This is a genomic window from Daejeonella sp. (genome assembly GCF_044348475.1).
GTDB lineage: Bacteria > Bacteroidota > Bacteroidia > Sphingobacteriales > Sphingobacteriaceae > Daejeonella.
Genome location: NZ_JBIKSU010000011.1, coordinates 14186 through 34936, shown reverse-complemented (window position 1 = coordinate 34936; position 20751 = coordinate 14186). Strand labels below are relative to the sequence as shown.

The 20751-nt window shown below is 38.8% G+C and carries 16 protein-coding genes; 1 reads left to right on the top strand and 15 read right to left on the bottom strand.

What is annotated here, in order from left to right:
* Positions 1 to 22: 22 nt before the first annotated feature.
* Positions 23 to 787: a tRNA pseudouridine(38-40) synthase TruA gene (gene truA / locus ACIQZ6_RS04655; RefSeq protein WP_395808679.1), complete on the bottom strand. Its 765-nt coding sequence runs from the start codon at positions 785 to 787 to the stop codon at positions 23 to 25.
* A gap of 149 nt (positions 788 to 936) precedes the next feature.
* Here truA and ACIQZ6_RS04650 point away from each other — a divergent pair, with 149 nt between their 5' ends.
* Positions 937 to 1404, top strand: coding sequence for a DUF4293 domain-containing protein (locus ACIQZ6_RS04650; protein WP_395808677.1), 468 nt, complete (start codon positions 937 to 939; stop codon positions 1402 to 1404).
* Between the two features lie 28 nt (positions 1405 to 1432).
* Here the strand turns inward: ACIQZ6_RS04650 and ACIQZ6_RS04645 are convergent, their stop codons facing one another.
* From ACIQZ6_RS04645 to ACIQZ6_RS04580, 14 genes are all read right to left on the bottom strand, one after another.
* Positions 1433 to 2206: a 3-hydroxybutyrate dehydrogenase gene (locus ACIQZ6_RS04645; protein WP_395808675.1), complete on the bottom strand. Its 774-nt coding sequence runs from the start codon at positions 2204 to 2206 to the stop codon at positions 1433 to 1435.
* Positions 2207 to 2408: 202 nt separating this feature from the next.
* Entirely contained in the window at positions 2409 to 5243 is a 2835-nt protein-coding gene (locus ACIQZ6_RS04640) for an FAD-binding and (Fe-S)-binding domain-containing protein (RefSeq protein WP_395808673.1), read from the bottom strand.
* Between the two features lie 69 nt (positions 5244 to 5312).
* Entirely contained in the window at positions 5313 to 6617 is a 1305-nt protein-coding gene (locus ACIQZ6_RS04635) for an aspartate aminotransferase family protein (RefSeq protein WP_395808671.1), read from the bottom strand.
* A gap of 67 nt (positions 6618 to 6684) precedes the next feature.
* Entirely contained in the window at positions 6685 to 7620 is a 936-nt protein-coding gene (locus tag ACIQZ6_RS04630; protein ID WP_395808669.1) for a 3-hydroxyacyl-CoA dehydrogenase family protein, read from the bottom strand.
* Positions 7621 to 7647: 27 nt separating this feature from the next.
* Positions 7648 to 8427 carry a carbohydrate-binding family 9-like protein gene (locus ACIQZ6_RS04625; RefSeq protein WP_395808667.1) on the bottom strand — a complete coding sequence of 260 codons (780 nt, stop codon included), beginning with the start codon at positions 8425 to 8427 and terminating at the stop codon, positions 7648 to 7650.
* 20 nt (positions 8428 to 8447) lie between these two features.
* Entirely contained in the window at positions 8448 to 10214 is a 1767-nt protein-coding gene (locus ACIQZ6_RS04620) for a c-type cytochrome (RefSeq protein ID WP_395808665.1), read from the bottom strand.
* Positions 10215 to 10359: 145 nt separating this feature from the next.
* Positions 10360 to 11727, bottom strand: coding sequence for a hypothetical protein (locus tag ACIQZ6_RS04615; RefSeq protein WP_395808663.1), 1368 nt, complete (start codon positions 11725 to 11727; stop codon positions 10360 to 10362).
* 54 nt (positions 11728 to 11781) lie between these two features.
* Positions 11782 to 13578 (bottom strand): gamma-glutamyltransferase, encoded by a 1797-nt coding sequence (ggt, locus tag ACIQZ6_RS04610; RefSeq protein ID WP_395808661.1) that lies wholly within the window; start codon positions 13576 to 13578, stop codon positions 11782 to 11784.
* 73 nt (positions 13579 to 13651) lie between these two features.
* A complete protein-coding gene (locus ACIQZ6_RS04605) occupies positions 13652 to 15121 on the bottom strand; it encodes a M81 family metallopeptidase (protein WP_395808659.1) in 1470 nt (489 codons plus the stop codon).
* Between the two features lie 24 nt (positions 15122 to 15145).
* On the bottom strand, positions 15146 to 16276 hold the full coding sequence (locus tag ACIQZ6_RS04600) for a bile acid:sodium symporter family protein (RefSeq protein WP_395808658.1): 1131 nt from the start codon (positions 16274 to 16276) through the stop codon (positions 15146 to 15148).
* Between the two features lie 36 nt (positions 16277 to 16312).
* Positions 16313 to 17548 (bottom strand): selenocysteine synthase, encoded by a 1236-nt coding sequence (locus ACIQZ6_RS04595; RefSeq protein ID WP_395808656.1) that lies wholly within the window; start codon positions 17546 to 17548, stop codon positions 16313 to 16315.
* A 26-nt stretch (positions 17549 to 17574) separates the two neighbouring features.
* Positions 17575 to 18141 carry a RidA family protein gene (locus ACIQZ6_RS04590; RefSeq protein ID WP_395808654.1) on the bottom strand — a complete coding sequence of 189 codons (567 nt, stop codon included), beginning with the start codon at positions 18139 to 18141 and terminating at the stop codon, positions 17575 to 17577.
* A gap of 53 nt (positions 18142 to 18194) precedes the next feature.
* Complete coding sequence (locus ACIQZ6_RS04585; protein ID WP_395808652.1) at positions 18195 to 19448, bottom strand: amidohydrolase/deacetylase family metallohydrolase; 1254 nt, start codon at positions 19446 to 19448, stop codon at positions 18195 to 18197.
* A 17-nt stretch (positions 19449 to 19465) separates the two neighbouring features.
* Entirely contained in the window at positions 19466 to 20695 is a 1230-nt protein-coding gene (locus tag ACIQZ6_RS04580; RefSeq protein WP_395808650.1) for a selenocysteine synthase, read from the bottom strand.
* Positions 20696 to 20751 lie beyond the last annotated feature (56 nt).

Below are 20751 nucleotides of genomic sequence, written 5' to 3'. Positions count from 1 at the left end.
AAACACTTTGATTGTTATGAAATTATTTTTCAAGAGATAAATAGGGATAAATTACTTCTGTTAGATATAGGCCGCATGCGGCAACAGACTCACCAGCTACCGATCTATTTTTACTATCAATCACCTTTCTAATATCTTCCACTTCCATCTCCTTCTTTCCCACTCTGATGAGGGTTCCTACAATTGCACGAACCATATTCCTTAAAAATCGATCGGCCGAAATATGAAATACAATGCCATTTTCAGTTTTTATCCACTCAGCTCTTTGAATCAAACAATTATTAGTCAGTGTTTTTGTATTGGATTTACTAAAACAACTAAAATCTTTATACTCCATGAGGATAGCTGCTGCTTGGTTCATGAGAGCGAGGTCTGGTTTATCACGTAATAGCCACGACAAATTATGAAGAAATGGATCTTTTGTAAAATGGATATGATATTCATAAGAACGAAGGCTCGCATCAAAACGTGCATGTGCATTTGGAGCAACTTTTATAAAACGTTTGACCACAATATCAAAAGGAAGCATGGAGTTCATACTTAGCAGAAACTGCAGGTTGAGTACATCAATATCATCAGGAATATCCACATGGGCAAATAGCTGCCTTGCATGAACACCGGTATCTGTACGGCCACACCCCAAGGTGTCAATATCCTGCCTGCAAAGTGTAGAAAGTGCCTTATTCACCAATTCCTGAACAGAAAGCGCATTCTTCTGGATCTGCCATCCATGATAAGCCGTTCCATTATATGCAATTTCTATAAAATATCTTTGTACCGTGTTCAAGCTGCAAAGGTAATGCGGAAAAGGCAAAGAGTGGCGAGGTGTACGATTTTTTTATCTATAAAATCTAGTCAATTGCAATTGCTGTAAATCAGGTGCGATCTTTAAGGATGGATAAAAAAAAATATATATTTGCATGAAACAATGTCATCATGCTTCAACGAGTACAAACCATTTGGCTATTTTTTTCGACCGCAGCTATTTTCGGACTATTTTTATTCCCATATCTACAGGTTTATAATCCCGATGGTTCTTCAAGGGCTTTAAAAATTACTGGAATTCAGGAAAGTGTTGGCGGACAAATCGTGCAAACGGAAGCCTTTCTAGCCTTAACCATCGCGACAGTAATTCTGGGCTTATTGCCATTTATTACCATTTTTCTATTTAAAAACCGGAATCAACAGATTAAAATGTGCTATTTGATCATTGCATTAATTCTGGGTTTTAGTTTCTGGTTAGTTCAAGTTGCAAAACAAGCCTTGGGTGTAATTAACTTACAAACAGAAAATTATGGCCTGGGGGTAATTCTTCCCTCCTTGAGTGTATTTTTTGTCATTCTTGCTTTAAGAGGAATCAGGAAAGATGAGAAATTGATCAAATCAGCAGATAGATTAAGATAGGGTATTGCGCGGAATGATCCCCCAATAACTAACTCGCAGTCCAGCCCCCATCTACAGGCATTGAGGTACCTGTAATCATAGAAGCGTTTTCTGAGGCTAAAAATAAGCAAAGTGCTGCAATCGCATCGATGCTAACAAACTCTTTAACTGCGTGTTTTTTCAAAATATGTTTCTGAATTATTTCTGTTTCTGAAACATTCTGCTGTTTGGAAAGATCAGCAACTTGCTTATCCACGAGGGGAGTTTGCACAAAACCAGGACAGATAGCATTCGCTGTAATTCCAAAATCAGCACCTTCTAGAGCTAATACCTTGGTCAGGCCAATTAAGCCATGTTTTGAGGCAACATAAGCTGATTTAAATTCAGATCCTACTAGACCGTGGGCTGAAGAAATATTAATGATCCTTCCCCATTTATTTTGCTTCATGCCTTCCCATACAGACTTAGAAGTGCAGAAAGCGGCAGTTAAATTAATACTGATAATATCATTCCATTTAGAAAGAGGGAAATTTTCAATGGCTGATACATACTGAATTCCAGCATTATTAATCAATACATCAATAGTTCCGAATTTGGCAAGGGCAACTGTAACCATCCCTTCAATTTCGGAGGGGTTTAGCAGATTCGCTGATGAATAAAAGGTTTCAACCTGATGTTCAATAGCAATAGTGCGGGCAATTTCGGCACCATTTGATTCAAGTCCATGAATTACCAGGTTAAAGCCTGCTTTTGCAAATGCCCTGGCAATACCTAGCCCAATTCCGCTAGTACTTCCTGTAATGAGAGCAACTTTACCTTTCATTGATTTTATGTTTTATCCCTGTAATTAAAGTTTTTTGAAGCAAAAAAAATAGTAGAGTAGGAATAGTTGTATAATGTTTTATATCAATACTTTAATAACCACATAGAGACATAGGTTTTATTTTTTAGGCGTTAATCCAATACTATGTTTCTATGTGGTTAAAAAAAATAGCCTTAGCCCCAACATCCGTCATTGAACCGTATTAACTTTTTATGCACTCATCGGCAAGATAAAGAATTGATTCATAATTCTTTCCTACTGCTTCAGACATGGATATTTCACAAGTTTTGCCGGAAGAATAATAACCTTCATATGAATTTTTCTTAACCTCATTGGCTTCAGGAGCCGTAGCAGATGCGGTTAGTTCAGGAAAAACAAAACCTCTATCGCCTGCCATTCCGCAACATCCGGAATGAATAGGCACCTCTGCTTTTTCACTAAAATGTGAAGCAACAGAAACAAATTTCCGCTCAAGACCCATTTTTTGCAATGAACAAACAGGGTGCAATACCACTGTGCCCTTGGTTTTTACAGGTCCGCAAGCCGGAATAACATAGTCATGTAGGTAATCAATGCTATCTAGAATACTTAGGCGATCAAACCGTTGCTTATTCAGATCGTTCAGAACCGGACGGCATTGCTGCAGGGTTTGTGAACAAGAAGTAACATCCAAAATCACAGGCAGCATTCCCTCTTTAGTAACAGACCAAAGTTTATCAATAGTCTCATTACATTTATCGGCATAAGCCATGTTGTATCCCTTTGAAGAGAATAGCTGTCCGCAGCAAAGCGCCTCAATACCAGCAGGAATAATTACCTCAATGCCTGATTTTTCTGAAACACTCAAGAAGGAATCTGGAATACTTTTTTTATTGGGAGCACCACCCATTACCCTTGATATACAGGTTGGAAAATAAACAACTGCCGGCCCGGTTTTAGTTTCAAGATCAATCTCCTTTTTGTATTTACCTGAAATAGCCCCGCTGGTAATTAGCTGATTACTCCATAAAGGAAATTCAGGAATTAATTTTTTAAATGCCTTAGTTAATTTTATCATGGCATTTTTACCGAATACCGAATTTACTAATGTACCAGCTTCAAGTGCAAAGTTCACCAATAAGGTAACCAGATAGAAGTTCTTTGAAACAAATAAAGCCACTTTATTGGATAATGGAGAATGGCTTTCTCTACGTAATCGTTTAACTAGATCACCTGTATTGATATCAACTGGGCAACTTGTGGCACATAATCCATCAACGGCACAGGTATCCAAACCATCATACTGATATTGCTTAACCAATTCTGCATGAAGTTCATGCTTACCACTTGCCTCTAAAAGTGCCAGTTCGCGCCTCACAACAATTCGTTGACGCGGAGTAAGTGTTACATTTCTGCTCGGGCACTTATGTTCACAATAGCCGCATTCAATACATTTATCTACTTCCTGTTCTACGCCGGGCAAAGATTTAAGATCCTGTAGATGTGCATTTTTATGCTCATTGATGATCACACCTGGATTCAAAAGATTTTCAGGATCAATGACCTTTTTCAGGCTTTTCATGATTTGATAGGCTTCTGTACCCCATTCTGTTTCCACAAAAGGTGCCATGTTCCTGCCGGTGCCATGCTCTGCCTTTAGCGTACCGTCATATTTATTAACTACCAAGGCTACAACTTCTCTCAAAAAGCGGTCGTAACGGTCAACTTCTTGAGCCGAATTAAACGACTGCGTAACTACAAAATGGATATTTCCATCCTTGGCATGTCCAAAAATAATGGCATTGTCATACTTATATTTTGCAAATAGCACATGAAGGTCAAGAATAGCATCACCTAACTGAGCAACAGGGACTGCAATATCTTCTAATACAACGGTTGTTCCGCTTGCCCGCACCGCGCCAACGGCAGGGAACATTCCCTTACGCAGTTTCCAGTAAAAAGCCTGAACTCCCGGATCGGAAGTGAAACTGATCGGTTCAAGCAATACAAATTTTGCTGAATAAGGCTTTAAGCTCTCAATCTTGGCCTGAAGTTCATCCACACTATTGCTTTGATACTCCACTAATAAAGCAGCTGCTTCTTCAGGAAGTGTTTTCAAAATTGCAGGAACCCCTTTCACGTTCTCAATTGATCGCAAAGATGCTCTGTCCATTAATTCGACAGCTTCAGCGCTTGTCATTCTTAAAGGCTCAATCGCCTGGCAGGCAGCATAAATATTTTCAAAATAGATAAATGCGGATGATTTATAAGGATAATCGGCCACCGTTTCCATCACAGCCTCGGCAATGAAACCTAAAGTACCCTCTGCACCAATCAATAGGTGAGAAAATATATCCAGCGGATGGGAATAATCAATAAAGGCATTTAAAGAGTATCCCACAGTATTTTTGCTGAGATATTTGTTTCTAATACGATCTGAAAGTGTCGGATTGTCAGCAATTTGTTGCCTTAGATTTAAAATTGATGAATAGACATCTGGGCATTCCTGCTCAAACCGGGAATAATCTTCTTTATTCTCTGTAGAAAAACTTTTTCCAGAAGGAAGAATGAACCGGATATGCCGAGTTGTATGGTAGGAATTCAGACTAACCCCACAGCACATCCCGCTTGAATTGTTTGACAAGATTCCTCCCATCATTGCCGCATCAATGCTAGATGGATCAGGACCAATCTTTCTTTTATGCTTTTTAAGGTAGTTATTTACCATGGAGCCGGTGATTCCCGGTTGCACTCTGACTAAATTTCCCTCATCCTCAATGTTCAATTGATTCCAGTACTGGCTCAAATCTACCAGAATACCATCTGTTATTGACTGTCCGGACAAGCTGGTTCCACCTGTACGAAACGTAATGGGAATTTTATGCTGATGCGAAAAAGCCAATAATGCAATGATCTCCACTTCACTGATAGGCTGCACAACGGCTTTGGGCCTCAGATAATAAAATCCAGCATCCGAAGCATTAGCAACAAGATCAATTAATCGGCATTTTATCCGTTCTTTTGGCAAAATAGCTTCCAAAAGCTTTCCAGTATCCATTGTTATAAATTTAACCGTAATTGTAAGAAATTATGATTAATGCAACCATCTGCACTAAAAATATTTTTTTTAAATGCTACCCAACACCCTTGTGGAAACTTCAATAGCATGATCAATATCAGCTTCAGTATGTGCAGCGCTTATATACCACAAACCACGACCAATGATCCTAATTCGTTCATCATGCATAGCAGAAATGAATTTCCCCAATTTAGCACGATCATAGCTAAGCGTATCGCGGTAATCATTCACTGATTTTTGATCAGTAAATCCGATATTGAACATCGGGCCCGGACCCTGAACTAATAAATTATGGTTATTATCAGCAGCAGCCTTTCTCAAACCATCCATTAATTTATTCCCTAATCTGAACATTCGCTCGTAGGGATTTTCCTTTTCCAAAACTTCAATTGTTGCCAATGCAGCAGCGATTGTTGCGTTGCTAGAATTCATGGTGCCTGCATGAATCACTTTTGCTTCTTCAATCAAGCTCATCCATTCTCTTTTACCCACAATCGCACTAATCGGGTAACCGCTACCCATCGCTTTGGCAAAAATTGACATATCGGGAGTAATACCAAAATAACGTTGCGATCCGCCAATACTCATTCTGAAGCCTGTGATCACCTCATCAAATATCAATGCGATACTATACTGATCACATAGCTCACGCAATCCCTGCAAAAAGCCTTCGCGCGGTACAATACATCCATTATTACACATGATAGGCTCCGTGATTATAGCTGCGATCTCATGGTGATGGTCTGTCAAAGTCTTTTTAACTAAATCAAGATCATTCCAAGGAAGAATGATAAACTCATCTTTAGAATGCTCGGGTAAGCCTGCAGACCATGGAAATACATTTGGGTTTTCTCTGCTGCCCAATGCATCAACCGATGGCGTAGATATCCCCCAGGCAACATTATCAAGCCAACCATGGTAATGTCCTTCAAAACGAAGAAATTTTTGCTTTCCCGTTTTTGCTCTTGCCACTCTGAAAGCTGTTTGCACTGCCTCTGATCCATCCAGACAAAAACGCATCAGTTCTGCTGAGGGAATCAAACGATTGAGAGCCTCTGCGAGCTCAATCTCTTTAATATGCTGACCAGCAAACAATTGTCCTTCTTCAGAATAATCAGCAACTGATTTTAACACATGAGGATGCGAATGACCAAGAATTAATGGCCCCTGACTGAGCGTAAAATCAAGATAATCATTGCCATCAACATCAAAAATGTGACTACCCTTTCCATGCGTATAAAATATAGCATGAGGATGATTGTATTTCCTGAATTCGGAAGATACACCTCCAGCAAGTACTTTCTTTGATCTATCAAGCAATTCTGCTGATTTCGAGTAAACTAAACTTTTCATTATAAGATGGGCTAAATAATTAATCCTAACTATGTTTTTTTCACTGATCCTAAAAGATCAGCATGCGCTATTCTATTCCTCTGTCTTGTTTAAGATATCGAATCAATTCCTTTTCTCTGGCTTGATTTACCCTGCTCGAAAAATCTTCATCCCACTTATAGTATCCCTGGGTTGTTTTAGTTCCCATTTTTTTTTGTTCTACTAATTTAGTAAGAGTTGGAAAAGAACGATCAGATTTGCTAAGGTCTTCAAAAAGATAATCAGAGATCGAGGCAAATACATCCAGACCTCCCATATCTGCAGAAAGCAATGGCCCGGTAACAGGCAATCGTCTTCCAATGCTGTAGGTAACCGCTGCATCAATATCTTCTTTTGAAGCAATACCTTCTTCTAGCAGATACTGAGCCTCTCTGAAAAGTGCAAACTGAAGCCTGTTACCTACCAAACCTGGGACTTCCTTTTTAACTTCGATAGGCTTTTTATGCATAAACTTCAAAAGAGCCATTGTACGATTAAAGGTATCCTCACTTGTTTTATCGGTTCGGAGTACTTCTACTAGAGGAACCAAATGAGCAGGATTCCAAAAATGTGTTACAACAGTTCGTTCTGGATTTTTAGTACTAGATGCAATAAGACTCAGGCTTAATCCAGAAGTATTTGTAGCGATGATTACCTGGGGAGCACATATTTTATCAAGATGATTGAAAAGCTGCTGTTTCATAGAAAGATCTTCAGGAATACATTCAATCACAAAACTTGCACCATCAACTGTATCATCAATGGTTTGGCTTGTAGAAATTCTTGATTGGATCTCTTCAATATCCCGAGAAGAGATCAAACCATGATGACTTAATACAATTAACTTATTTTTTATTCCCTCTAATCCTTGTGTAAGATCAGCTTGACTCAAACCGTACATCTTTACATCCAAACCAGCCCATGCAACATTCAAAGCAATGGAATGACCCATAGTACCCGACCCAATGATTGCCAGCTTCTCCATGACCTTAAGAATCTTAGAAAGCTCTGACTATTGAAACTTTAAAACTCCAAAGAACTGAGGAAGATGAAAGTTTGGTCTTGGATTATCTACAAAATTCCAGGTAATGTAATTTGGATTAGAAGTTCTGCTACCTGTTTTATAAAAATTTGCTTTCCAGATAACACCTGGTGCAGGATTTGTAACATTTGAAAACTTCTTTAACATTGACAATGGAATTCTATATTCGATGGTCCAGGTTACAGGTTCAGCAATCTGAGGATCAACTACAGAAGGCAAAGAATGAGCAATTTCAATTTGCTTTATGTCAGGAGCCTGAAGTTTAACAAACTCGGTCAATGCTTTTGTAACATAAAAAATAAGCGGTGTTCCACCAGCATTTATTTCAAGGTTGAAATACTTTAATGGTTCAGCTGAGTCAGGCGAAAAAAAGAATTCAACACAAGAATCACCTGAAACATTGCCATTATATTCTGTAACAATACTCTTAACAAATTGATCTTTTACACGAAAAATTACATAAACATTATCTGCATCGTAAATCATTTTGGCTTCAACCGTTGGTTTAAACGGAGAAACTGTACCCATATAATTTTCAATTTTTATGGTTTCAATCTTCTTCCATTGTGCTTTATTCCAGTTTCCATCAATTTTCATCGGTTTCTTTAATTTAGAAACTAAATATTCATTATTGGCAGGTTTAGTTTTAGACTTAGCAACTGAAACTATGCTCTTTTCAGAAGATGGAATATCTCCGCCCTTCAATAAGAAAGGCAGAGATATAAATAAGATATATGTTATGAATTTCATTTTTTTAGTTTACTATGTTATTATTTAGCACGGTATCTAGATACTTCATTCGGACTAACAAATCCGGAATTATTCCCGAAGCTTGATCTAACATAGGTTAAGATCTGAGCAATTTCAGCATCCTTAAGATAACTATGAGGAGGCATTACTTCATTGTAACCCACACCTTTAACAGTTACAGGACCAGAAAGACCATTCAATATTACTTGAATCAATCTTTTCTTATCGCCATTCACCCATTCAGACTCAGCAAGAGGCGGGAAACGTGTTCCGTCACCTTTACCATTTTGCTGATGGCAAGACGCGCAATACGTATTATATAATTTAGAACCCGCTGCTAATTGACCTTTCATTAGGTTATCTTTTTCAAGATCAGGAGTCTTTACGTTTGGAGAAGTTAATTTACGAGCGGCCATTCCTGCCAGTTGCTTAGTACCGAAATTAGCCTTATTGCCTTTATACATTACTCTCCAGATCTTTCCTTTTTCACTGTCGTTCATGTAAAGAGACCCATCAGGACCCTGAGCTAGACCCATTGGACGATATTTAGCATCAGAAGTATTTACAATAGTATCTACACCGCCAAATCCATCAGCAAATAATTCCCACTCACTTGAAAACTTGCCATTTTTAAAAGGAACAAAGGCTACACAATAGCCACCCTGTGGATATGGAGCACGAATTGTTGAACCATGAAATGCAACAAATGCACCATTTTTGTAACGTTCAGGAAATTGATTCCCTGTATAGAATAGTAAATCATTTGGTGCAAAGTGACCTGGGAAACCAATGATCGGCATGTTATATTTTGCCGCATCGCCTTCTTTTTTACCGTCACCACCATATTCAGGGTTCAATAATTTCTTTCCCTGCATAAAGTCATAATAGTAGTATGGCCAGCCAGAATCAGATCCTTCTGGCACTTTTAGGAATTCTTCAGAAGGCAATAAAGCACTGTGCCATGGCGTGTAAAGATTTGACCATGTTCTGGTAAAATCATCACGTCCATGCTGCATTGCGTACAACGAATTATCTAAATTATTCCATGACATTCCAACAATACTACGGATACCCGTTGCATACATAGTACCATCGCTTTGTTTCTGATTTAACTTACTAGCGCTGAATTTCCAAACACCTGCATGTTCTTTTAATTCAGGGCATGGCATTTGACCCATAGAACCGGGCTGTCTGTCGGCAATCTGGCACACATCACTTGGCGAACCAAAAGGGACATACATGTTTCCTTTATTGTCAAAAGCAATTGGCTTAGCAATATGCGAAGATTTTCCTCTTTTGTAATTATCAATCACAATTGTTTCAGTTATACCTTCAGGAACTAATTTACCTGGAGTAAGTTTGGTTCTTAGAATCTCGCCAGCGGTACTGAAATACAGATAACCATTATGGATACGCATTGCAGTTCCGTAATTGCCTGTATCTGGATAATTTCCGAAATACTCAATAACATCTGCTTTGCCATCATTGTTATTATCGCGTAAAGCAACACTACCTTGATTTTTAGCATTAGGCACTCTTAGTTTTACATAAATGTCACCATTCTTGTTAACTGCTAGATGTCTTGCACGGCCTAAAGAATCGGCAACTACAACTGCCTCAAAATCGCCTGGAAGTGCTAGGCCACCATTAGTAGGATCACCTTGAGGTAGACCACCTGGACCTCCTGAATTAATAAAACTGATTGTAACCAGAAATGCCAAACCTAAAAAAGCAATTAGCTTTGTGCGAAGATTAGACTCGTATAATTTTTTAAAATTGACTTTCATTTTTTATTGAATTTTGCTTTAAAACTGGATGATATTTAAATTAAATGCATATTCTTGACTTTTTACTGATTTTCCAAATTAAACACGTATTATTTCTGGTATATTCTAAAAAAAAGTATCTGCATTAAAAAATGTGAACTGATTATTACTTTTTCTTAAAAGCATCTGGTATCATAAACTCATACTCTTTAGGGAGCCATGGTGCTATGCTTTGGCCCGTTGGTCGAGGTGCCGTTGGCCTAATCGGCTCATAACCTGCTGCAGAATAGTTAATGTTTAAAAACGGAGTCTCCTTTACCTTGCCTTCTGTAAGCGAACGTATTCCCATATCAATGATTCCACTGGTCAATAAGTTTCTTTCAATTGGGGCAGTTGGGCCGCTCACAATAAATTTCTGAATATTCAAAGCCAGATAACTAAAATGGGCATAAGTTGGACCGCCACTCAGTACAAATTCTGTTGCAACAATTCCTTTTGAGGTGTTTGCAGAATAAGCCCAACCTGTCTTAACATATTTATCCAGCATCATAATTGTTCCTTTAGTTCCATCTGCATAATTAACTATTACTGCATAAGGTGTTGTTACAATATCACGCATATTTCCAATTTCCTTATCCTGTATCGTATCACATGCTGCATCCACCAACTTTTTAGAAATCTTACCTGAATCAATCGCGTTCCAAACATCATCTCCTTTTAAGCCTTCTACACTTTTAACACCCGTTTCACCTCCCGCTCTTCGCTCAACCATACACTGCAGAATCTCAGTTACGTGGAAACCATAGGCATCTAGAGATGCGTAACCAATAGCAACTGCCTCCTTAATCTTTACTCCAATGGGATGTTCCAAAGGCTTATCACGCCAACAATACGGCAAAGAAGATCCAGCCATCAATGGAACATTGAGTTCCTTTGCACGATCATAAATCCATCTGCTATCCAGCCAACTATAAGACAGCGCTTTATCTGTAAATACAGGAACTGACCTATTTGATGCGTCAAAAACTCTGAATATACGTTCCAGATAATTCATGCGTGGATATAATTTCATACCCAGCCTATTGTAGGGATATTCACCATGCTCACCAACATAAATCACCGCATCTACGGCTAATTTATCACCTCCAAGTGTTAAAGCCTCCTCAACTGTAGGATAAACTGGAGTATCATTCATGGCCGCGATTTGGATACCAGTATCGTTAGCACCAACCTGTTCGATAAAAACCGAAACTATTTTTACTTGAGGTGCCACCATTCCATCATCAGCAGGAATACCAAGAAATAGCTTGGTACCAATTACATCGGCATGGGCACTATTTCTGTAAATATGGGTAATGAATGCCACTTTCTTAATTCCATCCTGACCCGCCAAAGCTCTGCTTAACTGTTCTGTAATGGAAGTGATATTTCCGTCCTTTCCAAGTACAAAGCCAGGAATAATACTCATTCCAGCTGCGGTAAATACAGATTTTTTAATAAAATCTCTGCGTGGATTATAGTTTTTTGGATTCATTGAAAATGTTTTAATAGTATATTTAAATTAAATAATTTGTCATTAAAAATAAGATTACCACCCAACAGCATACCCATTTCTTCTTAAGTCGGCTCCACCCATCATCCATCCTGTTTTATGATCAATGGTGATCCCTTGTGCTCCACCAACTGTCATAGTCCAATCGCCAAGGCTAGTATCAATCACGTAACCCATAGCTCTTAAGGTTTTAATAACAGCTGGCTGAACTCGAGTTTCCATAATTATTTCTTTTGCGGGTACCAATCCTAATTCATCTTTCCATCTGAACCGGGGTGCACTGATTGCATCCTGAATATTCATACCAAATTCAATCGCATTCAAAGCAACTTGCGGAACTGACTGGAGAATTCCAAAACTTCCGGGCGAACCCACAATAAGCTGAGGTTTTCCATCTTTATGAAACTGCATCATTCCACCAATACACCATCCTACAGCTTTTCCTGGCGCAACGGTATTGGCTTTACCTGGTTCAAGAGTCATCCAATCGAGCGCGCTATTAAATACTACGCCTGAGTTTCCTGCCACATATCCGGAACCGAAACCACCGCCATGAGTTTGAATGATGACAACAGCATTTCCCCATTGATCAACAGCCGAAAGACTTGTTGTAGCATATTTATATTTGGCAGAATTTGGATTGTCTATAGCTTCAGGAAAACTATTCAATGTAGTTTCTGATTTGATACCAGCATTTCTCTCTTTCACCTTTGCAATAACCTTTTCTCTTTGCTTAGCGATATACGCATCTGATAAAAGCATGTCTACCGGTACACTAACAAATTTTGGATCTCCGATGTATTTATCGGTATCAATCCTACTCAGATTAACTGCCTCGAGTAAATGAGCTAGATAATCGACACTGTTATGGCCCATTTTTTTCATATCAAATCCCTCCATGATCTTCAGCGTTTGTAATTGCTGAATTCCCATTCCGGGAGGCGGATTATTGTAAACAGTGTAATCACGGTATTTTATTGAGATTGGGTCAACCCATTGCACTTTATCTTGAACTGAGGCCAGATCTTTTTCGGTAATAAAGCCACCGTCACGGGCAAAGGCTGCTGCCATTTCCTTTGCAATTTCACCTTTGTAAAAAACATCAATCCCTTCACTTGCTATTCGCCTCATCGTTTTTGCTAAGGGTTTATTTGTGAAATAATCTCCAATTACATACGGGTCTTTATCATTTTTTAAAAATATTTTTCTTGATTCGGCATGAGGTGAAACACGGGCAACCGTTCCAGCCCACATGGCCTGATCAAATTCGGTTACTGGAACCCCATTTTCAAGATAATCGATTGCACTTTCAAAAACCTCAGAAAGAGGCATTGTTCCGTAATCTTTGAGTGCCTTTGCCCATCCGGCAAGATTTCCTGGTACAGCGGCTATCCTTGGACCGATACTTTCCATTTGACCATGGCCTGCCCCATCTGCTACTTTAGCATCTGCCTTAAATTTCGTTATTCTGAACGTTTCAGGCACCCAACCTCCAAAAACAAGTGACCTCACTCTATTTTCTTTGGCTGAATAAAAAAGCATATATCCAACACCTCCAGTTCCAGACATATAAGGTTCTGCAGCATTTAGAGAGGCTGCAGCAGCTACAATGGCATCAATTGCATTTCCACCTTTTACCAGGATTTTTTGTCCGGCTAAGGTTGCTAGTGGATTAGCTGTGGCTATCATTCCATTTTTCCCTAGAGCGGCAGGACGAAGATTATCCTTTGCAGCCTGAGCAACAACAGTAAGGTTAAGAAGTAGTAAAATTAACACTACACCGGCTGATGCAATAAAGATTTGAATGGGCCGAACTTTGATTTTGTTATACATAAATTCTGTTTTTAGTATTGCTGTTTTTAGCCTTGAATTAATATTAGCTGAAAACAGGTAGCGGTTTTAAATCTTAAACATTTTCAAAAGGAAATAATGGCTTACGTCTTTGTTTATAGTCAAACAAAGTCATATCAGCCTGAGTTACTCCCGGAGTATTTACTTGAATAATGGTTGGGCAAACAGGGGCATAAGCTGCAATTGGTGCATTTACTCCTTTAGCAACTATGGCATCGAATTCTGCAGGAACTACTCCTTGTGAAATCAACTGCTGCAAACTAAATGGCATAACTCTGAGCGATGTGAGCATTATTACACCCCCTTCTTTAGTAGATACTACCGCCGTTTTACCCATTCTGAAATTTATCTGCCCGCCATGACGCGGATTACTTTCCTGAAAAGTACCATCAGTAATTCTCAGTAGTGTGACATTTAATTTTAAGGTTTTTAATCCATTCTTGCCAGTGCCTATGAGAGTTAATTCAAACTGTTCACCCTGCTGATGTAAAGATGCATCTTTTACAGCTTGAGGATCATACATACAAACAAAGAACTTATACTTTTTACTATCTTCAAATGCCTCTAAAATACAAGCGTTATTTGCCGGACCACCACCACCAACATTATCACCCATATCAAGCAATAATACAGGTTTAACACTATCATTAATTAAATTAAGTGCAGATGGGATATCATTTTTCTTACCTACAAAACTACTTTTATGCCCAAGTATGTAAGCCTCCAGTTTTTTAGCAACAGATAGCGCCTTTTCATAATCGCCATCTGCTACCACAATAATAGATGTTCCCATTTCATGAACATCAGCATATGGAAAGCCATGCTGTATACTCAACGCTAAAATACCTGGCTCGGCAGCCAGTTCATTAGCATAAGCATACAAACTAATGCAAGGTTCATTTGCTGTAAGCTGTTGTTCTATACTAATTGCCAAAGGAACTTGAACCAGGGCCTGTACCGGCTTGGTTTTACCGTTTAACCTATTAACCAGTAACTTTGCCGATTCAACACCCCGCTGCCTCATATCAACATGCGGGTTTTGTTTATAAGCAACAAGGGCATTGGTTGACGAAACCATCAACTCGCTGACATTGGCATGGAGATCAAGGGTGCCAATAATCGGAATCTTATCTCCAAGTATTTCCCTAACCTTGCTTAACCAATGCCCGTCCATATCTGGAAATTCTTCTGAAACACCAGCACCATGAGGAATCACTAAACAGGCATCAAGAGGTAATACTTTTTCGAGTTCTTCAAGCATTTCATTCAGAATGAAACTATATGTTTCAGCTGTTATTGTTCCCCCTGGAGTTGCAGATGCAAAAAGTAATGGAATGGCTTCTATTCTTTCCTTGTCTAACACCTCGAGCATTCCGGCTATCTCATTATGAGCATTTTGATATTCTTTTCTAATTGATTCACCCTTAAGATATTGACCATTTCTAAAATCATCCAGAACTGTTGGTGTAGTAACAAATGTATTGGATTCGTGATATATACCTAGAAGGGCTACTCTAAAAGACATGATCTTATATAATTATTTAACTAATTAGACTCTCATTGCGCTGGTATTCTTCTCTACTGATTCTTCATTTGATTCAATTTTCGGAAGGTTACTATTCCAATAAGAAGCAAGTATGGAGGAAGTAAATCCCATAATTGGCCCGCAAATAGCGGTTGCAAGCCCTACAGTGGCAATTTTACCCATCACTTTAGCTATCCCAGAAACAAGACCTGCATTCTGGGTACCTGTTGTAATAGAAATTGTGCGACAATCGCTTTCTGACAATTTGAAAAGACGTGCAGCCCAATAGCCAAAGAAAAAACCAAATAAGATCATTAATAACACCACTATAATTAATTCTACACCGATATTCAAGATACTATCTCTACCAGCTGCCATGATGATCGCTACAATAAACGCAACGCCGATCATTGACACTAAAGGCATTGAATCATCGAGCCATTTGGCCTTACCACTCAAAAATTTATTAAAGAGAAGCCCAGCTCCAATCGGAATAAATACCATTTTTATAATTCCCCACATCATTTCAATGACGTTAATTTCTATGAATCCGCCTGCCAGCAGCTTCATTAAAAATGGTATTAAGAAGGGTGCAAGAAGGGTTGTTATGGAGGTTATTGTAATGGCTAAGACTACATTTGCTTTAGCCAAATAACACATAACACTTGCAGTAACTGATGTAGGTGCACAACCCAATAATATGATCCCAGCCGAAATTTCAGGCGGGAAATCAGTAAAACTTGCCAGGGCAAAGCCCAATAAAGGCATGATCGTATACTGACTGAATACCCCTACAATCACCGCTTTAGGCGATTTAGCCAACGCAATAAAGTCTTTGACTCCCATGGAGCAGCCCATACCAAACATAATTACCTGTATCAGCGGAGTGATCAATGCTGCAAATTCGAACCCATTATATTCTTTGAAATATTGTGGATAATAAAGTGCTGTAGCCACAACAGATAATATAGTTGTTGTAAATGTCAAACCTTTTAACAAGGTAAAACCTCTGAAACTAATAGCCAGTAAAAGAAGAAAACTAATTACAAAAGGACCAGCAGCAGCAATATTGCCATGATAGGCCATAAATAAGGCAATGAACAAACTGAGTACAGATATGCCAGCCAAGACCTTAAAGAAGATAGTTTTACTCATCGATTTAAATCGGATAAATTAATTAGTTCAAGAGAATTAAACAGATGCCTTCATTAACTCTTCTTTCAATCTTCGGGCAACAATTTTTTCTTGTCCCGGTTTCAGTTGCCAGACAGACAATTCAATTCCATCTCTTTTAGCACCCATGGTTCCACCACCCATAACCTCAATTCCCGGATTACCATTCCATAGATTATCCCTAAGTTGCTTACCGCTAAGCTTTATTAGATTTGCATCCCAAGAAAGGTGTAAGGTTGGGGTATTGTTTGCAATTTCAGGAACAAAAACCTCTTGACTAACTCCTTTAATTGTATTTAAGGTGTTCACAATAATTGCCATTGCATCTTCCCAGCTCTTCCACTCTTTGACATGATCCATTTTAATATGTCTTTCTAAGGCAACATACATGGCCAGGATCTCCTCCTTATTTACTTTATGACCGCGGCAAATTCCACTGTTTGGTGGTGCACTCAATCGAGCTGCAGCGATGATGTCTTTCTTACCCATCAAAATTCCGGCACTCTGAGGTCCGCGCATAGCTTTTCCACCTGAAATAGCTACCAGATCAAATCCCATGTCATTGAATTTCCATAGATTTTCAACCGGATGAGCATCAGAGGCAATATCGATCATGGTAGGAACTTTATGTTTTTTACCCAGCGAAAGCCATTGCTGATAATTCAGTTTACCTGCTGAAAGCTCCCTGTTCAGGAACCATAGCATAGCAGTTTTTTCATTAATAGCTGCTTCGGCTTCTTCCAAAGTTTCAACAATTATCAATTTAGCACCTGTATTAGTAAGGGCTTGATGGTAACCATTGGCATGCGACTTTTGCAGGATCACCTCCGACTTCATTCCCTCAACATTTGGAAGCTGCATTACCTTTTTACGATCCATACCTGTCATTACACCGGCAAGGCCCTGTACCAAAGCTGACCAGCAACCTGCTGTTACAGTTGCCGCCTCTGCATGGCAGAGTTCGGCTATCTTTTCGCCTACTTTATCGAGAACATCGTCAAGCAATACAAATTCTTCTGCTCCTTGAGTAATTGCCTGTGTTACTTCTGGAGGCATCAAAGTAGCTGTTAAACGAGTACAAACACAAGAAGCATTAATAAAAGTTTTGAGACCAAGTTCTTTAAACAAATCTCGACCTGCTGCTGCCAATACTGCTTCATCTGCAAATGCAGACTGAAATGGAATACCACTTCCTATTAATCCCCCTGCAATCGGTGCTGCAGATAAGATTTTGATTAATTCTCTACGTTTCATTGAGTTATTAATTTAAATGCTCTAGGTTAATCTTTCATTTCAACGATCATCTCAATCTCTACCGGAATATTCCGTGGAAGAGAGCCTAATCCAATGGCAGAACGAGCATGTTTCCCATTCTCACCAAATACTTCAACCATTAGGTCAGAAAATCCATTGATCACCTGAGAGTGATTGTCAAATTCAGGAACAGCATTGACCATTCCTAAAACCTTAACAATCCGTTTTACATTATTGAGGTTTCCAACTTCAGCTTTAAGTGATTCCAGTAAACTGATTCCTGTTAATCTTGCCGCATATTTAGCTTCTTCAAATGTAAATTCCTTACCTACCTTACCGATCATGAACTTACCATCTTCTTTCAGTGGGCCCTGACCAGAGAGGTATACCAGATTACCAACTCTAACTGCTCCGAGAAAATTGGCTGATGGTGGACCAGGGGTTCTTAGCTTCAGTCCCATCTCACGGATCCTTGTTTCAGGATCTTTTGCAGTTATTACTGTAGGTGCAGGTGTATTTTGAGCGTAAACAGCACCTGTTTTAATGACAATTAGCGTAAATAAAAAAAGAAAAAAAATAAATGAACTTTTCATGTTCTTGTAAAAAATAAGTAGTTATAATTAAATTAGAAATTTTATGCTTAAGACTATTTTGCTGTTGGAAATGATCTTGCATTGAGATCATAAACAACTTTTCCATCTTTAATGGTCATTTCACATTCAAGGAGGTTTTTGCCTTCATTCTTATACCTGGCTACATCATAAAAACCAAATTTTCCTTCACGAAGATTAAGTACCGTAACATCAGCTATCGCGCCAACAGAAAGATGGCCAAGCTCTTCATGACGGATAGCTTTTGCTGCAGACCAAGTACTAGCTTTCACAACATTTGCCAAAGTCATATCCATCGACATAAATTTAGACATTACGTTCAATTGATCTTTCATGGCTGAGTTCATACTTCCGGTATGTAAATCTGTACTGATGGTTTCAGGATAGAATCCTTGTTTGGTAGCTGGTATAGCTTGAGAAAATGTAAAACTTCCACCTCCATGGCCTACATCAAAAATAATTCCCCTTTTTCTTGCTTCAAGAACAAATGGATACAATTTCTTGGTTTCCATATCCACAATAGTTTCTTTGGTTTTAGGTATTTCTCCGTAAGTATGCGTAAAAATATCACCAGGACGCATTTTCTTTAGGAACAACTCTTCAAGAGATAAGCGTGGAATTGTACCTCCAAAATCTACCATAATTGGCTTTCCAGCTAGTTTACCAGCTTGTACCGCTCTATCAACAGCTACCCAATCAGATTTATGATAATGAGCAACTTTGATGCCTACAATGTGATCACTGTAATGTTTAGCTACATTCGCAGCAAGCTCAGAATCAAAGAAGCTGTTATTTTGCTGCTCATTTGAAAATTCACTACCATACATGCCTCCTTTAGAGATATTCAAAAATGCCAAAACACGAGTTTGTACTTTATCAATCACATTTTTCTTAAACAATTCAAAAGTTTCTGCTCCCGAATCGCCAGCATCTACGATAGTAGTTACCCCTACACGGAAAGTAAACCCATCTGCAGGAAGCGAGGCAAATCCATTTTCAAGCTGACCATCAGGGTCAGTACCTGCAAAAACGTGACCATGAATATCTATTAAGCCCGGAGTCACATATTTGCCACTCACATCAATAACTTGTTTACCAAGCTTTGGATCAATATTCTGTGCAATAGCCGCAATTTTGCCATCCTGAATAGCAACATCCATAACACGGTCAATATTGTTTTTAGGATCAATTAAGTGCCCACCTTTTAAGATGGTTGTATAAGTCTGCGCGTTCACTGAAAACTGAACGGCAATAAAAAAGGCGAATACCAAGAAATAACGATTTTTCATTTTATGATTTTTAGATTTTATGATTTAACTGAGGCTTTTAATAACTCTTCTTTTAAACGGGCAGCAACAATTTTTTCTTCTCCTGCTTCTAGAACATGCATTCCGCAACGAATCGTGTTTGGTGCTTCCCATGAAATAACTTCAACAGAAGGATTACCCTGACGCAAACGTTCACCCATTTCTATATTGGTGAGCTTTATCTTACTTGAATCCCATGTTACTTTTAAGGTTGGCATGTTATTATCAGTTGGCGGAATAAAAGTTTCTGTTTTAACCCCATCAATAGATGTAATAGCATTTGCAATAAGGGCAATCTTAGCCTCCCACATTTGCCATTCTTTTTGATGATCCAGATTAACGAAACGATGCAATGCAGCATACATTCCTAAAATTTCTTCCTTATTCACCTTTTGCCCACGGCCAATACCACCTCTTGGATTATTACTTAATAAAGCTGCGGCAACATATTTTTTCTTACCCATCAAAATTCCGGAACTTTGCGGACCACGCATGGCTTTACCACCAGAGATTACAACCAAATCAAATCCCATATCATTGAATTTCCAAAGATTCTCAACAGGTGGAACATCGGCAGCAATGTCAATCATTGTTGGAAGGTTATGCTTTTTACCAATTTCAAGCCATTCTTCATGTTTTATCTGGCCTTTATGTACTTCTCTGTTCAAGAACCACAGCATAGCCGTATTTTCATTGATAGCCGCTTCAACTTCTGCTCTTGTTTCAACTTTTATAAGTTTAACACCAGCCTGAGTAAGTGCATGATCATATCCTGCAGAATGACTTTTTTGAAGAATTACTTCAGTTTTCATACCGGTACCTGCCAAATTTGGTACCTGACTTACCCTTTTATTATCCATACCGGTAAGTACTCCAGCCATGCCTAACATCAATGCCGACCAGCAACCTGCAGTAACCATTGCGGCTTCTGCATGGCATATTTCAGCAATTTTTGCGCCTACTTTTTCTTGTACATCATCAATCAAGGCGAATTTTTTTGAAGCAGTATTGATTGCATCCATTACATCTGTTGGCATTAGGGAGCCCGACATAACCGTATAATTACCGGCTGCATTGATAAATGTACGAATACCAAGCTCAGCAAACAGATCTCGTTTAGCAGCAGGAGCTACTGCTGAAAAAACATTCTTTAATGGGGCTGCTGCTGCAGTCATACTACCTGCCAAAGGCAGAATAGTGAGGCTTTTGAGGATTTCTCTACGTTTCATTTCTTTATATATCTACTAATTTATTTACAGCTATTCATTAACAGAAATTATCCTAT